The following is a 14,683-nucleotide window of genomic DNA, read 5'->3' as shown; positions in this document are numbered from 1 at the left end:
GATAATCATTATTACTATCTTTTGTCATGTTTTTACGGAGGGTACATGGAAACGTTACTGGCTGAGAAACGACAAGAAAAGCAACTAACACCTTGTGCAGAGAGCTTTTTCTTTATGTCGCCGTATCGCAGTTTTTCGACAAGCGGCTGCTTCACCCGCCTGCAAAGTCCGGCGCTTGACGGCGAAAATCTCCATGGTCGCCTGCAAACACAGCTGCGTGAGGCGTTTGCAAACGCCAGAAATCACGGTATCGAAAAGCCGGTTGTGGTCGGCGCAATCCCTTTTGATCCTCGCCAGGCTTCCGCGTTGTTTATCCCCGAAAGCTGGCAGCCGTTTTCCCGCGCTCAGCGCCAGGATTTCGCGGCACAAAACCCCGTCAGCCAGGCGCTGAATATCGCCTCGCGCCATGCGATTCCTGAACAAGCCAAATTTATGGAAATGGTGGCCCATGCCGCCGCCGCTACGGCTCAGCCGGATATCGACAAAGTGGTGCTCTCGCGCCTGATTGATATCGAAACGGACGCGCCCGTTGACCTCGACGCGCTGCTTAACCGCCTGATTAGCCAGAACCCGACCAGCTATAACTTCCACGTGCCGTTGCTGGATGGCGGCTCGCTGGTGGGGGCCAGCCCGGAATTGCTGCTGCGTAAATCGGGCAAGAATTTCAGCTCCTTGCCGCTCGCCGGGTCAGCGCGTCGCGATAAAGAAAACATGCAGCGTGATAGCGAAATTGGCGCGCAACTGCTGCGCTCCACCAAAGACCGCCACGAACACGGCCTGGTGACGCAGGCGATGCGCGATGTTTTGCAGCCGTACAGCCACTCTTTGACGCTTTCCGATACCCCGGAACTCATCACCACTCCGACGTTATGGCACCTCGCCACGCCGATTTACGGCCAGGTTGAAAACCGCCAGCACAACGCGCTTTCCCTGGCTTGCTTATTGCACCCAACCCCCGCTCTGAGCGGCTTCCCGCACGATGTCGCACAAAAATTGATTGCCGAACTGGAGCCGTTCGACCGCGAACTGTTTGGCGGCATCGTCGGCTGGTGTGACGCCGAAGGCAACGGCGAATGGGTAGTGACGATTCGCTGCGCGCGCGTCGGCGGCAAACAAGTGCGACTGTTCGCTGGCGCAGGCATCGTTCCGGCTTCCTCGCCGGAATCTGAATGGCGCGAAACTGGCGTCAAACTTTCCACCATGCTCAATGTTTTTGGACTCAAATAAATGGCTATCGAATTTACCCGTTGGCCGGAAGATCTGGCCGCACGCTACCGCGAAAAAGGTTACTGGGCGGATTTGCCGCTGACCGACATTCTCACGCGCCAGGCAAAAAATGATGCGATTGCGTTAATCGAAGGCGAGCGCCATTACAGCTACCGCGAGCTGGAACTGGCCGCCACGCGCCTGGCCTGTGCGCTGAAAAGACGCGGCCTGAGCAATGGCGAAACCGCGCTGGTGCAGCTTGGCAACGTGGCTGAGTTATACATCACGCTGTTTGCGCTGCTGAAAATTGGTGTTGCGCCGGTGAACGCACTGTTCAGCCATCAGCGTACCGAAATGGAAGCCTACGCCCGCCAGATTGAACCGGCGGTGGTGATTGGCGATCGCAAACATAATTTGTTCGCCCACGATGATTTTCTTGATGCGCTGTGCCAGCAAAACCCCTCGCTGCGCATGGCGGTAATGCTCAATGAAAGCGACCGCGAACGTTCGCTGAGTGCGTTTATCAACGAGCCGGAAGATAACTTTGTCGCCACGCCATCGGCGGCTGACGAAGTGGCGTTTTTCCAGCTTTCCGGTGGCAGCACCGGCACGCCAAAACTGATCCCGCGCACCCACAACGACTACTACTACAGCATTCGCCGCAGCGTCGAAATCTGTCGTTTTGACGCGAATACGCGCTTCCTGTGCGCGATCCCGGCGGCGCATAACTACGCGTTAAGTTCACCCGGTTCGCTGGGCGTATTTTACGGCGGCGGGCGCGTGGTGCTGGCAAACGACCCGAGCGCCACGCTCTGTTTCCCACTGATCGAACGCCATCAAATCAACGCCACCGCGCTGGTGCCGCCTGCGGTCAGCTTGTGGTTACAGGCGATTGGCGAGTGGGGCAGCAATCAATCCCTCGCATCGTTAGAACTTTTACAGGTGGGCGGCGCACGTTTAAGCGAAGCGCTCGCCGCTCGTATTCCGGCAGAAATCGGCTGCCAGCTACAGCAAGTTTTCGGCATGGCTGAAGGGCTGGTGAACTACACCCGCCTGGATGACGACAGCGAACACATCTTCAAAACCCAGGGCAAACCAATGTGCCCGGACGACGAAGTTTGGGTCGCCGATGAACATGGCAACCCGTTGCCACACGGCGAAGTGGGCCGCCTGATGACGCGTGGGCCGTACACCTTCCGTGGCTATTATCGCAGCCCGGAACACAACGCCAGCGCCTTTGATGCCAACGGTTTTTACTGCTCTGGCGACCTGATTTCCATTGCCGAAGACGGCTACATCACGGTTCAGGGGCGCGAGAAAGATCAGATCAATCGCGGCGGGGAAAAGATCGCCGCTGAAGAGATCGAAAACCTGCTGCTGCGCCACGAAGAGATCATTCATGCCGCGCTGGTTTCTATGGAAGACAGCCTGCTGGGCGAGAAAAGCTGCGCGTTTATCGTCGGTTGCCGTCCGTTCCGCGCCGTGGAAATTCGCCGCTACCTGCGTGAACTCGGCATTGCCGATTTCAAACTGCCGGATCGCATTGAAATTGTTGAAAGTCTGCCGCTGACGGCGGTGGGCAAAGTGGACAAAAAACGTTTGCGCCAGTTGATTGCTGATAAGCAACTGGCTTCCTGATTGACGGAGAAATTATGGCTATTCCAAAACTGAACGCATACAGCTTACCGACGGCTGCCGACATCCCGGAAAACAAAGTGAACTGGGCGTTTGAGCCTGAGCGAGCGGCGCTGTTAATCCATGATATGCAGGAATATTTCATTGATTTCTGGGGCGACAATTGCCCGATGATCCAACAGGTTATCGCCAACATTGCCGCGCTGCGTGATTACTGCAAACGCCACAACATTCCGGTGTATTACACCGCGCAGCCGAACGCGCAAAGCGATGAAGACCGTGCGCTGTTAAACGACATGTGGGGGCCGGGCTTAAACAAACACCCTGAGCGCCAGAAAGTGGTGGCAGAACTTGCGCCAGACGAGCACGACACGGTGCTGACCAAATGGCGTTACAGCGCGTTTATCCGCTCGCCGCTGGAACAAACGCTGAAAGAAACGGGCCGCAACCAGCTGATTATCTGCGGCGTGTACGCCCATATCGGCTGCATGACCACTGCAACGGACGCGTTTATGCGTGATATCAAACCGTTTATGGTGGCCGATGCGCTGGCAGATTTCAGCCGCGAAGAACACCTGATGGCGCTGAAATACACCGCTGGCCGTTCTGGCCGCGTGGTGATGACGCGTGATCTACTTCCTGAAGCTGCGCCGCAAAACAAAGCGCAACTGCGTGAAATCGTGCTGCCGTTGCTGGACGAATCTGACATTCCCGAAGACGACGAAAACCTGATTGATTACGGCCTCGATTCGGTGCGCATGATGGCGCTGGCGGCGCGCTGGCGCAAAATTCATGCGGATATCGACTTCGTGATGCTGGCGAAAAACCCGACCATCGACGCCTGGTGGGCTCTGCTGTCACGGGAAGCCTGAGCATGAACATCGACTTTACTGGCAAACGCGTCTGGGTGACGGGCGCGGGCAAAGGCATCGGCTATGACACCGCGCGGGCGTTCAGCGAAGCGGGCGCAACGGTTATCGGCTTCGATCTCGCCTTCCCACTGGAGGTTTATCCGTTCGCCACGGAAGTGCTGAACGTGGCAGACGCCGAGCAGGTTTCTACCGTTACGCAGCGTTTATTGAGCGACGAACCGCAACTGGATGTACTGGTGAATGCGGCAGGAATTTTGCGCATGGGGGCGACGGACGCGCTGGCGTTGCAGGACTGGCAGGATACTTTCGCCGTCAACGTCGGTGGTGCGTTTAATCTGTTCCGCGCCGTGATGCCACATTTGCGCGAACAGCAGAGTGGGGCGATTGTCACCGTCGCATCGGACGCGGCCCACACGCCGCGCACCGGCATGTCGGCCTATGGCGCATCGAAAGCGGCGCTGAAAAGCCTGGCGTTGACCGTTGGCCTGGAACTCGCCCCATTCGGCGTGCGTTGTAACGTGGTGTCGCCGGGTTCGACCGACACTGACATGCAGCGCACGCTGTGGAAAACGCCGGATGCCGAGCAGCAGCGCATCAAAGGTTTCCCGGAGCAGTTCAAACTGGGTATTCCGCTGGGCAAAATCGCCCGTCCGCAGGAAATCGCCAACACCATTTTGTTCCTCGCTTCACCCCTCGCCAGCCACATCACGTTGCAGGATATTGTGATTGATGGCGGCGCAACGTTGGGGGCGTAAATGAGTCTCTGGAAACGAGCAATGACGCTCGACGAGCTGAATAAAACCAGCGCCGGAACGATGGTTGAGCATCTAGGTATTATTTACACGCATCTTGACGACGACTCGCTGGAAGCCGAAATGCCGGTGGATAACCGCACGCAGCAGCCGTTTGGTTTGCTGCATGGCGGCGCATCAGTAGTGCTGGCGGAAACGCTGGGGTCGATGGCAGGTTTTCTGACCACAACCGAAGGGCAGTGCGTGGTGGGGACTGAAGTTAATGCCAGCCATCATCGGGCGGTGGCATCCGGCACCGTGCGCGGCGTGTGTAAACCGCTGCATTTGGGGAGGGCGTCCCAGGTGTGGGAAATCGCGATTTTTGATGGGCGCGGGAAAAGGTGCTGCACGGCGCGGTTGACGACGGCGACGCTGGGGTAGAACAACCCTCACCCTAACCCTCTCCCTGAGGGAGAGGGGATTGCATGGTTTTCTCCCTCGCCAGGGGGATAGGGGATTGCATGGTTTTCTCCCTCACCAGGGGGATAGGGGATTGCATGGTTTTCTCCCTCTCCTGGGGGAGAGGGCTGGGGTGAGGGGAATCCCCCGCATCGTGATCCCCGTAACAAGCTGATGTAAATCCCTGGTCAAACCACTCCATTCTCTCGTTTCAATATTGTTAAATTCCGCTGCTTGATCTAGAACAAATCGGTAACACCTCTGCTTCTGGCCTACACATGGAAAAACAATATGAATAACCCAGGGAAACACCTCATATGGGCGGTGCTTGCACTGATAGGTGCATTCGCGCTCGGCTATATCGCACTTAATCGCGGCGAACAGATCAACGCATTATGGATTGTGGTTGCCGCAATCTGCGTTTATCTCATCGCTTATCGTTACTACGGCTTGTTTATTGCTAAGCGAGTCTTAACTGTTGATGCCACCCGTATGACGCCAGCCGTGCGCCATAACGACGGGTTGGATTATGTTCCGACCGACAAAAAAGTGCTGTTCGGTCACCATTTTGCCGCGATAGCAGGGGCGGGGCCGCTTGTCGGGCCGGTGCTTGCCGCGCAAATGGGGTACTTGCCAGGTATGCTCTGGCTGCTGGCGGGTGTGGTGTTGGCCGGTGCGGTACAAGATTTTATGGTGCTGTTTGTCTCGACGCGCCGTGATGGGCGTTCGCTGGGCGAACTGGTGAAAGAAGAAATGGGCAACACGGCGGGCGTTATCGCGCTGGTGGCCTGCTTCATGATTATGGTCATCATCCTCGCGGTACTGGCGATGATCGTGGTGAAAGCGCTGACCCACAGCCCGTGGGGCACCTACACCGTGGCGTTTACCATTCCGCTGGCGCTGTTTATGGGCGTCTATATTCGTTATCTGCGTCCGGGGCGTATCGGCGAAGTGTCGGTGATTGGCCTTGTGATGCTGATTTTTGCAATTATCTCCGGTGGCTGGGTGGCGGAAAGCCCGACCTGGGCTCCGTACTTTGACTTCACTGGCGTGCAGCTCACCTGGATGCTGGTGGGTTACGGTTTTGTGGCGGCGGTTCTGCCGGTCTGGCTGCTGCTGGCACCGCGCGATTACCTCTCAACCTTCCTGAAAATCGGCACTATTATCGGCCTGGCGATTGGCATTTTGATCATGCGCCCAACGCTGCAAATGCCGTCGCTGACCAAATTCATTGATGGCACCGGCCCGGTCTGGACCGGCGACCTGTTCCCGTTCCTGTTTATCACCATCGCCTGTGGCGCGGTGTCTGGCTTCCACGCGCTGATTGCTTCCGGCACCACGCCGAAAATGCTGGCTAACGAAAACCAGGCTTGCTTCATCGGTTACGGCGGCATGTTGATGGAGTCGTTCGTGGCGATTATGGCGCTGGTTGCGGCTTGTGTTATCGACCCAGGCGTGTACTTTGCGATGAACAGCCCGATGGCGGTTCTGGCTCCGGCGGGCACCACCGATGTGGTGGTTTCTGCGGCAAGCGTGGTCAGCAGTTGGGGCTTCCAGATTACCCCGGAAACCTTGACTCAAATTGCCAACGAAGTCGGCGAGCAGAGCATTATCTCCCGTGCGGGCGGCGCTCCAACGCTGGCTGTGGGAATGGCGTACATCCTGCACGGCGCGCTCGGCGGGCTGATGGATGTTTCGTTCTGGTATCACTTCGCCATTCTGTTTGAAGCGCTGTTTATTCTGACGGCGGTGGATGCCGGGACGCGTGCGGCGCGCTTTATGCTGCAAGACTTGCTGGGCGTGATTTCCCCGAGCCTCAAACGCACCGACTCGCTGCCTGCGAACCTGCTGGCAACGGCACTTTGCGTGCTGGCGTGGGGTTACTTCCTGCACCAGGGCGTGGTTGATCCACTCGGCGGTATTAATACCTTGTGGCCGCTGTTTGGTATCGCCAACCAGATGCTGGCGGGCATGGCGCTGATGCTCTGCGCGGTGGTTCTGTTCAAGATGAAAAGACAGAAATACGCCTGGGTGGCGCTGGTGCCAACGGCCTGGCTGCTGATTTGTACCCTGACGGCGGGCTGGCAAAAAGCGTTTAGCCCGGATCAGAAAGTCGGCTTCCTGGCGATTGCTAACAAGTTCCAGGCGATGATTGACAGCGGCAAAATCCCGGCGCAATACACCGAGTCGCAACTTTCGCAACTGGTGTTCAACAACCGTCTGGATGCGGGTTTGACGATCTTCTTTATGGTGGTTGTGGTGGTGATTGCACTGTTCGCGATTAAGACTGCAATGCAGGCGCTGAAATCTGACCAGCCAACCGCGAAAGAGACGCCGTATCAGCAGATGCCGGAAGACGTGGAGCAAATTGTGGCGCAGGCGAAGAGCGCGCATTAAGTCAGCATTCCCCTCACCCCGGCCCTCTCCCAAAGGAGAGGGAGAAAACCGGACAGTCCCCTCTCCCTGTGGGAGAGGGTTAGGGTGAGGGCACCCAACAACACTGGAGCCAAACATGTTCGACACACTCGCCAAAGCAGGGAAATATCTCGGCCAGGCCGCGAAACTGATGGTTGGCGTCCCTGATTACGACAACTACGTACAACATGTGCGCCTGACCCATCCGGAACATACGCCGATGACTTACGAAGAGTTTTTCCGCGAGCGTCAGGATGCGCGCTACGGCGGCAAAGGCGGCGCTCGCTGCTGTTAATTTAAGGAATATGACATGAATGAAGCGGTATCTGTCACGCTCTTAACGGGCTTTCTTGGCTCAGGGAAAACCACACTTCTTAACTATTTCCTCGCCCATAACGACAACCAACCGGTCGCGATTCTGGAAAACGAATTTGGTGCGGTAAACATCGACGGCGCGCTGCTTAAAGGCGGTGATAACGTCAATGTGGTGGAACTCAGCAACGGCTGCGTGTGTTGCAGCGTGCGCGGGGAATTCACCGCCGCATTAAGAGAATTACTGGCCAAACGCGCGGCGGGAGAACTGAATTTTGAACGCCTGATCGTAGAAACTACCGGCCTTGCCGACCCGGCACCCATCGTCCAGACCTTCTTTGTGGATGAATATCTGCGTGAAGCGCTACGCCTTGATGCGGTTATCGCGCTGGCCGATGCGGAACATATTTCTCGCCAGTTAGATGAACATGCGGTGGCGGCCTCGCAGCTCGGTTTTGCCGATCGAATTTTACTGACCAAAGCCGATCGCGTTGACGAAGAAACCCAACTCCAGGCGCTGGAAAGGATTCATCAGATCAATAGCAAAGCCGATCTTTTTGAGATCGTAAACGGCGAATGCCCGGCGGATCTGTGGCTAGATCTTAACGCTTTTGAGCTGACCGATAATATCGAAACCACCGCTGGATTCCGTGTGATTCGCGCTGATGCTGAGAGTCCAGTGAGCTTCCAGCCGTTCCGCAAAGCATCGGCAAAACGCTCCTGGGACGATGCCATTCAGGCGCATGTTTTCGACGCTGGGTTACTGGACGTGAAGAAAATCGGCGCATTTATGGAAAGCTGCATTGCGCGTTTTGGCAACGACATGCTGCGCTACAAAGGCGTGCTGGCGATTGACGGCAACCCGCAACGGCTGATTGTGCAAGGCGTGCATAAAGTGGTGGGCTTTGATTATGGTTCGGAGTGGCATCCCACTGAACAGCGTGTTTCACGGCTGGTGATCATCGGGCGTTATCTGCCGATTGACGAGCTACGCAGAGAATTCGCTGCAACTACGATTTAATTGCTGTGATCGGGCGCACATTTTTTTGCAGATGAAAATAAAGCTGTTGTGCGAAACGAAGCAGTGTGTTTGTATAAATTTCGACGTTAAAAACGCACAACACTTATTCAGGACCCTAATGACTACATTCACCCGCAACACTGGCCTACTACTAACCGCGCTACCAGCCGCGGTGGTCGTCGTGCGTGTGGTGGTGGTCGTCGGCAATGCGCCGTAGGGTCTGAATCAACGCATCGATTCCAAACCCCGCCGGCGCAAACCGGGCGGGGTTTCTTGTTTTAGTCCCCCGGCCAAAAGCGAAACGGCATAAGAAGAAGGACTGGAGCAATGGCAATATCGGAAAACCCACCGCAAGCAAACCGTATTACGGGCGCAAAATTAATTGTGCAACTGCTTGAACATCATGGCATTACTACCATCAGCGGTATTCCCGGTGGCACCGTTCTGCCGCTCTATAACGCACTAAGCAAAAGCGAAAAAATCCGCCACATTCTGGCTCGCCACGAACAAGGCGCAGGCTTTATGGCGCAGGGCATGGCACGAACCCAGGGCAAAGCCGCGGTATGCATCGCTTGTAGCGGGCCGGGGGCTACGAACCTGGTCACCGCCATCGCCGATGCGCGCCTCGATTCCATCCCGCTGGTGTGCATCACCGGGCAGGTGCCGAAATCGATGATTGGCACCGACGCCTTCCAGGAAGTCGACACCTACGGCATCTCGATTCCCATTACCAAACACAACTATTTAGTGCGCGATATCGCCGAACTGCCGCAGGTGATTTGCGACGCGTTCCGCATTGCGGAATCTGGCCGCCCAGGCCCGGTGTGGATTGATATTCCGAAAGACGTACAAACGGCTGAAATCGACATCAGCGAACTGCCTCCCGTTTCTGAACATACCGCCGCGCCAAAATTTGAAGCCCAACAAATCGCCGATGCCGCCACGATGATTAACCAGGCGCAGCGCCCGGTACTGTATCTCGGCGGCGGCGTGATTAATGCTCACGCCGATGCGCGGGCGTTGGCTGAAAAAGCTAATCTGCCAACCACCATGACGTTAATGGCGCTCGGCACCATTCCCGCCAAACACTCGTTATCGCTGGGCATGTTGGGGATGCATGGTGCGCGCAGCACCAACTACATTTTGCAGGAAGCGGACTTGCTGATTGTGCTGGGCGCGCGTTTTGACGACCGGGCAATTGGTAAAACTGAAGAATTCTGCCCGAATGCGAAAATCATTCACGTTGATATCGACCGTGCCGAGCTGGGTAAAATCAAACAGGCGCATGTGGCGATTCGCGGCGATGTTGGCGAAGTGCTGGCACAACTGCTGCCAAAAATCACCGCCCAACCGCGCCAGCAATGGCTGCAACAAGTCGCAGGTTTGCAGCAGGAATTCCCGTTCAACATGCCGGGTGCAGACAACCCGCTGACGCCATACGGCCTGATTAACGCCGCTGCGTCTTGTGTTGATGACAACGCGATTATCACCACCGACGTGGGTCAGCACCAAATGTGGGTGGCGCAGGCGTATCCGCTGAACCGCCCGCGCCAGTGGCTGACATCCGGTGGTTTGGGGACGATGGGCTTTGGCCTGCCTGCGGCGGTGGGTGCGGCTCTGGCGGAGCCAAACCGCAAGGTACTGTGCTTTACCGGCGACGGCAGCATCATGATGAATATTCAGGAAATGGCGACCGCTGCCGAACATAATCTGGATGTGAAAATTATCCTGCTGAACAACCAGGCGCTGGGTCTGGTGCATCAACAACAAACGCTGTTCTACCAACAAAATGTCTTTGCGGCGACTTACTCCGGGCAAACTAACTTCCTGAAAATTGCCGAAGGTTTTGGCCTGGCGACTTGTGATTTGAACGGCGCGGAAGACCCGCAGGCCGCGCTGCAAGAAGCGATTTCACGCCCTGGCCCGTGCCTGATTCACGTGCGCATTGATGCCAGCGAAAAAGTATTCCCGATGGTGCCGCCAGGTGCTGCCAATATTGAGATGATTGGAGAGTAAGCCATGCAACAACTAACTGTTATTCTTGAACTTACTGTGCGCAACCATCCGGGTGTGATGTCTCATATTTGTGGCCTGTTTGCCCGCCGCGCTTTCAACGTTGAAGGCATTCTCTGCCTTCCGTTACCGCAGGGCGATCAAAGCCGCATCTGGCTACAAGTGGCAGACGATCAGCGCCTTGAGCAGATGATCAGCCAAATCGACAAACTTGAAGACGTGGTGCAAATACGCCGTGATGCCGACGGCGCAGAAGTGTTTGGCAAGCTGACGGCACTGGTGCAGTAGATTTAGATGGCGGAGGGGTTGGATTACCCCTCCGCCAATGGTTTGAATTGCGAGGCTGGTTCCATTTATTTTTGCTGAAATCCCCACGTTTCATTTTCCCCGGAAAGCTCTTCCCACAATCAAAATCCTCTAAAAGAAAAGTCAGGCAAATGTCGTTGAAACGCGATATTTATTGGCGGTCGTTTTTATGCTCATGACCCACGGATCGCTGTTGGCTAATACCAGCAAAAGGCATATGCTTTGGCATAGGCCTGAAATTTGTGGGGGAGCATATGGAACGTATTGCGAAGATTTTCAAAAATGGCAGAAACCAGGCGGTGAGGTTACCGGTGGAATTCGAGTTTGATACTGACAGGGTTTATATCCGACAAGACAAGGAAGGCAATGTGATTCTTTCAAAAAGGCCTTTAAAACCAGATAACTGGGATAACGTAATGTCTCTGATTAAAAAAGCGCGTGTGCCGGATAATTTCCTGGACGCTGAAGAGCGTAATCAGCCTTTCGCTGACCGGGATCCTTTTGCGGGAATTAAGTAATGGTCTGGATGCTGGATACCAATACGGTCAGTTACTTTTTGCGCCAAAACCCGCAAGTGCTTGCCAGAATGTCCAAAGTGCCACCTTCCGATATTGTGATCTCAAGCATTACGGAAGCGGAGCTGCTTTTTGGGGTGGCGAAACGGCAAAACAAAGCGCTGAAAATGGCGGTGATGGGGTTTCTGGATGCTGTCTCGGTGTATCACTGGGACAGTGTTGCGGCGGAGGCTTACGGCAAACTCAGGGCTAGCATGGAGAAAAAAGGCCAGGTGATGGGCGCGCTAGACATGTTGATTGCGGCTCATGCGTTAAGCGAAAAAACGACCATCGTCACCAGCGACCGCGCATTTCACAATATTGTTGGGTTACGCGCTGAAGACTGGACGGTTTAACTTACGCTGATGTCGCGCTGTAACTGCGTAGCAATGTCGCTGAGTTGCATCGCTGTGCCATGGCCTATCACCATAAATTTATGTGACTGGCTGGCCCAATAAACAATGTTCATGCCCAGGCGCTGTTCGCTTTGCGCTGCCATTGCTTTTCCGGTGTTGCGAGTAATACACAGCGCCAGCGGGCCGCTAGCGGTATCAAGCCAGGTAATTTGGGCAATGCGTTGTTCGTCATACGCCAGCACCCGGGCGTTTTTCAACGTGATATTGGGTAAAGTCAGATTCGCTACGGAAAGTGGGACGCCGAGTTGCTTTCCAGTGGCCTGCAACTGAGACTCCAGCGCCTGGCTGGTGGGTGTTTCCGCCAGTGTTTCGGGGGTGTAAAGCGCCATATATTGTGCCACCAATTCGCGCCAGTTTTCCTCGGGTTGAGAAAAATGCAGGAAAGCACGATCGCCAATGATGCCCAACGCCAGGAAGCTGACGGCGGCGGCAATCAGGTTACGCCGTGATAAAGCAGGCGACGGGGAAGGGCGAAGGTAGGTTTGCAAATGCTCCAGCGGAGCCTCTTCCAGTAATGGTTCAAATGACGTTTTAAATGGCAAACTGGTGCGCTCGAAAAAGGCCAGGCGCTTAGCCAGGTAATCATCCTGAACGAGCCGTTCTTCCAGTGTCGCGCGTTCATTTTCGCTTAATTGGTTATCAAGATACGCCACCAGCAGTTCGTCCGTGTTTCCTGAAAATCTCATGATTTATCTCCTTTCCTTTGTGGCATGTCAGGCTGAATTGCCGGGTCTTGCGCCAGCGTGAGGCGCGCTGTGGCCAGGCGGCTCATCACCGTGCCAATCGGAACATTCAGTACCTCGGAAGCCTCGCGATAAGATAATTCTTCGACATAAACTAAAAACACTGTGTCGCGCTGCGCTTCGGGTAAACGGCTCACGCGCTTCATTACATCGTTTGACCAGAGTGCCTCTTCGCTATTTCCCGTCCCCGTGAGTTCATCAACATCAACAAAGCCTTGCCCACGCCGGATCAACTGAGCCCGCACTTCGTTAATCCAGATCGAATGCAAAATAGAAAACAGCCAGCGGTCAAGGCGACTGCCAGTGATAAATTGCGAGGCGCGTTCCAGCGCCCGCACGCAAGTGGCCTGCACCAAATCATCCGCAACATCCCGCCGATGGCTCAGCACCAGGCCGTAGCGCCACAGGCGGGGAAGATATTGCGCGATTTGATGGCGTATCGCTTCGTTGCTGATTTTAGCCTCCACAAACGGGAAGATCAGGATTCCGGATGGCCGTCGATAGCGGCTGCCAGGTCGCGGTATTCCTCACAACCTGTACCGCACAGGGTTTTGATTGTCGCCAGTTGTTCGCGCGCTAAATCAGGGCGATTTTTGATCATGTACGCTTCACCCAGATACTCGCGGACTTTTGGATACTTAGGATCGAGCGCCACAGATTTTAAATAATAGCTGATGCCTTCATCGGTGCGGCCCAGCTTGCGGGTGGCGTATCCCCGGTAATTGAGCGCTTCGGCGGTATTGGGCTGTTGCAGGGTATTGAGCATATCCAACGCTTCCTGATAACGGCCCGCTTTTGCCAGGGCGTAAGCGTAATCAGTACGGGATTCATCGCCAATCATCGCGCCCTTATCCACCATGCAAGTTTTGGTTTTTTGGTCATAAACTTGCCCTTTCGGGCAGGTCGGCGGAGTGGGTTCATCGCTGCTGCCACCCATCGCCTGAGCATAGCCTGAAAGCAAAAATACGCTGCTCACCACTGCGGGTAACACAAATTTAGAAAAACGGTTCATGGCAAAACCCTCATCGTGTTCGGTATGCAGTGAACAGTTGAGCACCGGGATTTATTCGATTTATTTTTAGCTGGTATAGGGAATGCTCTGAGTTGCCAGGCAGAGCGGCATCCACCTCCTATACTTTCTGTTTGTGTCAATAAAACAGGAGCGCAGATATGACGATTCATAAGAAAGGGCAAGCACACTGGGAAGGCGACATCAAACGCGGGAAAGGCACCGTCTCCACCGAAAGTGGGGCGCTAAAACAGCAACCGTATGGCTTTAACACTCGTTTTGAAGGCGCAGCCGGAACCAATCCGGAAGAGTTAATCGGTGCAGCACATGCAGCTTGTTTCTCGATGGCGCTTTCACTGATGCTCGGCGAAGAGGGCTACACGGCAGAAAGCATCGACACCACCGCTGATGTTTCGTTGGATAAAACCGACGGCGGTTTCGCGATTACCAAAATTGCACTTACCAGCACGGTAAAAGTGCCAGGTGCGGATAGCACTAAGTTCGATCAAATTATTCAGAAAGCCAAAGCCGGTTGCCCGGTTTCACAGCTGATGAAAGCTGAAATTACCCTCGACTACAAACTTAACTAATGCCCGTTAAACGTGGCCTCAGCTTTTCGTAGCTCGGATAAGCGCCAGGGTACAAACCGGACACCTAGGTAACACTTTAGACCGGACACATGGGTAACAGTTATAAACGGCATAGCAGAGGAGACTCACTATGCCCTGGACTGAGACCCGACCCATGCAACGTCTTGATTTCATCCGTGCCTGCCACGCAGGCACGGCTCCTGTTTCCGAACTGTGCCGCCACTTCGGTATCAGCCGCAAAACCGGGTATAAATGGCTGCAGCGTTTTAACCCCGACGACCCGGCCTCTCTTTTTGACCAGCCCCGCGCCCGCCTCACGCATGATGAACGCCTGCCCGCCGGGATTGTTCAGCAGCTTATCGATATGCGCGTACGGCACCCCGACTGGGGGCCGAAAAAAA

At 55.2% G+C, this 14,683-nt stretch carries 18 protein-coding genes; 15 read left to right on the top strand and 3 right to left on the bottom strand.

What is annotated here, in order from left to right:
• The first annotated feature begins 45 nt into the window (after nucleotides 1-45).
• The 13 genes from entC to D6029_RS06105 all read left to right on the top strand — a co-directional run bounded on the left by entC (nucleotide 46) and on the right by D6029_RS06105 (nucleotide 11,880).
• Nucleotides 46-1,227 (top strand): isochorismate synthase EntC, encoded by a 1,182-nt coding sequence (gene entC, locus D6029_RS06170; RefSeq protein ID WP_120063918.1) that lies wholly within the window; start codon nucleotides 46-48, stop codon nucleotides 1,225-1,227.
• Nucleotides 1,228-2,844: a (2,3-dihydroxybenzoyl)adenylate synthase gene (locus D6029_RS06165; protein ID WP_120063917.1), complete on the top strand. Its 1,617-nt coding sequence runs from the start codon at nucleotides 1,228-1,230 to the stop codon at nucleotides 2,842-2,844.
• A 14-nt stretch (nucleotides 2,845-2,858) separates the two neighbouring features.
• A complete protein-coding gene (locus D6029_RS06160; RefSeq protein ID WP_120063916.1) occupies nucleotides 2,859-3,713 on the top strand; it encodes an isochorismatase in 855 nt (284 codons plus the stop codon).
• A 2-nt stretch (nucleotides 3,714-3,715) separates the two neighbouring features.
• The gene (gene dhbA, locus D6029_RS06155) at nucleotides 3,716-4,468 is read left to right on the top strand and encodes a 2,3-dihydro-2,3-dihydroxybenzoate dehydrogenase (protein WP_120063915.1); all 753 of its coding nucleotides are present in this window, start codon (nucleotides 3,716-3,718) and stop codon (nucleotides 4,466-4,468) included.
• Complete coding sequence (gene entH, locus D6029_RS06150; protein ID WP_120063914.1) at nucleotides 4,469-4,885, top strand: proofreading thioesterase EntH; 417 nt, start codon at nucleotides 4,469-4,471, stop codon at nucleotides 4,883-4,885.
• A 309-nt stretch (nucleotides 4,886-5,194) separates the two neighbouring features.
• Entirely contained in the window at nucleotides 5,195-7,300 is a 2,106-nt protein-coding gene (gene cstA / locus D6029_RS06140) for a pyruvate/proton symporter CstA (RefSeq protein WP_120063912.1), read from the top strand.
• 115 nt (nucleotides 7,301-7,415) lie between these two features.
• Complete coding sequence (locus D6029_RS06135) at nucleotides 7,416-7,613, top strand: YbdD/YjiX family protein (RefSeq protein WP_120063911.1); 198 nt, start codon at nucleotides 7,416-7,418, stop codon at nucleotides 7,611-7,613.
• 15 nt (nucleotides 7,614-7,628) lie between these two features.
• Nucleotides 7,629-8,651, top strand: a complete 1,023-nt coding sequence (locus D6029_RS06130; protein ID WP_120063910.1) for a CobW family GTP-binding protein — start codon at nucleotides 7,629-7,631, stop codon at nucleotides 8,649-8,651.
• Between the two features lie 118 nt (nucleotides 8,652-8,769).
• Nucleotides 8,770-8,868 (top strand): ilvB operon leader peptide IvbL, encoded by a 99-nt coding sequence (gene ivbL / locus D6029_RS06125; RefSeq protein WP_074388597.1) that lies wholly within the window; start codon nucleotides 8,770-8,772, stop codon nucleotides 8,866-8,868.
• Nucleotides 8,869-8,978: 110 nt separating this feature from the next.
• Complete coding sequence (gene ilvB / locus D6029_RS06120; RefSeq protein ID WP_120063909.1) at nucleotides 8,979-10,667, top strand: acetolactate synthase large subunit; 1,689 nt, start codon at nucleotides 8,979-8,981, stop codon at nucleotides 10,665-10,667.
• Between the two features lie 3 nt (nucleotides 10,668-10,670).
• Entirely contained in the window at nucleotides 10,671-10,952 is a 282-nt protein-coding gene (ilvN, locus tag D6029_RS06115) for an acetolactate synthase small subunit (protein ID WP_120063908.1), read from the top strand.
• Between the two features lie 272 nt (nucleotides 10,953-11,224).
• Nucleotides 11,225-11,488 carry an antitoxin gene (locus D6029_RS06110; RefSeq protein ID WP_120063907.1) on the top strand — a complete coding sequence of 88 codons (264 nt, stop codon included), beginning with the start codon at nucleotides 11,225-11,227 and terminating at the stop codon, nucleotides 11,486-11,488.
• Nucleotides 11,488-11,880: a type II toxin-antitoxin system VapC family toxin gene (locus D6029_RS06105; RefSeq protein ID WP_120063906.1), complete on the top strand. Its 393-nt coding sequence runs from the start codon at nucleotides 11,488-11,490 to the stop codon at nucleotides 11,878-11,880. The genes D6029_RS06110 and D6029_RS06105 overlap by 1 nt, the downstream gene beginning before the upstream one ends.
• Here the strand turns inward: D6029_RS06105 and D6029_RS06100 are convergent.
• The 3 genes from D6029_RS06100 to D6029_RS06090 all read right to left on the bottom strand — a co-directional run bounded on the left by D6029_RS06100 (nucleotide 11,877) and on the right by D6029_RS06090 (nucleotide 13,695).
• Nucleotides 11,877-12,626, bottom strand: a complete 750-nt coding sequence (locus D6029_RS06100) for an anti-sigma factor family protein (protein ID WP_120063905.1) — start codon at nucleotides 12,624-12,626, stop codon at nucleotides 11,877-11,879. The two genes, D6029_RS06105 and D6029_RS06100, sit on opposite strands and share 4 nt — an antisense overlap.
• Nucleotides 12,623-13,072, bottom strand: coding sequence for an RNA polymerase sigma factor (locus D6029_RS06095; protein ID WP_244212378.1), 450 nt, complete (start codon nucleotides 13,070-13,072; stop codon nucleotides 12,623-12,625). Before D6029_RS06095 ends, D6029_RS06100 begins: the two co-directional genes overlap by 4 nt.
• A gap of 89 nt (nucleotides 13,073-13,161) precedes the next feature.
• Nucleotides 13,162-13,695: a tetratricopeptide repeat protein gene (locus D6029_RS06090; protein WP_120063904.1), complete on the bottom strand. Its 534-nt coding sequence runs from the start codon at nucleotides 13,693-13,695 to the stop codon at nucleotides 13,162-13,164.
• A 158-nt stretch (nucleotides 13,696-13,853) separates the two neighbouring features.
• Between D6029_RS06090 and D6029_RS06085 the strand changes: the two genes are divergently transcribed.
• Both D6029_RS06085 and D6029_RS06080 read left to right on the top strand, forming a co-directional pair.
• Nucleotides 13,854-14,282, top strand: coding sequence for an OsmC family protein (locus D6029_RS06085; RefSeq protein WP_120063903.1), 429 nt, complete (start codon nucleotides 13,854-13,856; stop codon nucleotides 14,280-14,282).
• Between the two features lie 130 nt (nucleotides 14,283-14,412).
• On the top strand, nucleotides 14,413-14,683 hold a 271-nt coding region (locus D6029_RS06080), incomplete at its 3' end, for a helix-turn-helix domain-containing protein (protein WP_147365222.1).

Source organism: Buttiauxella izardii (genome assembly GCF_003601925.1).
Lineage (GTDB): Bacteria > Pseudomonadota > Gammaproteobacteria > Enterobacterales > Enterobacteriaceae > Buttiauxella > Buttiauxella izardii.
The sequence above is the reverse complement of the archived record's forward strand: the minus strand, read 5'-3'. Positions and strand labels throughout refer to the sequence as shown.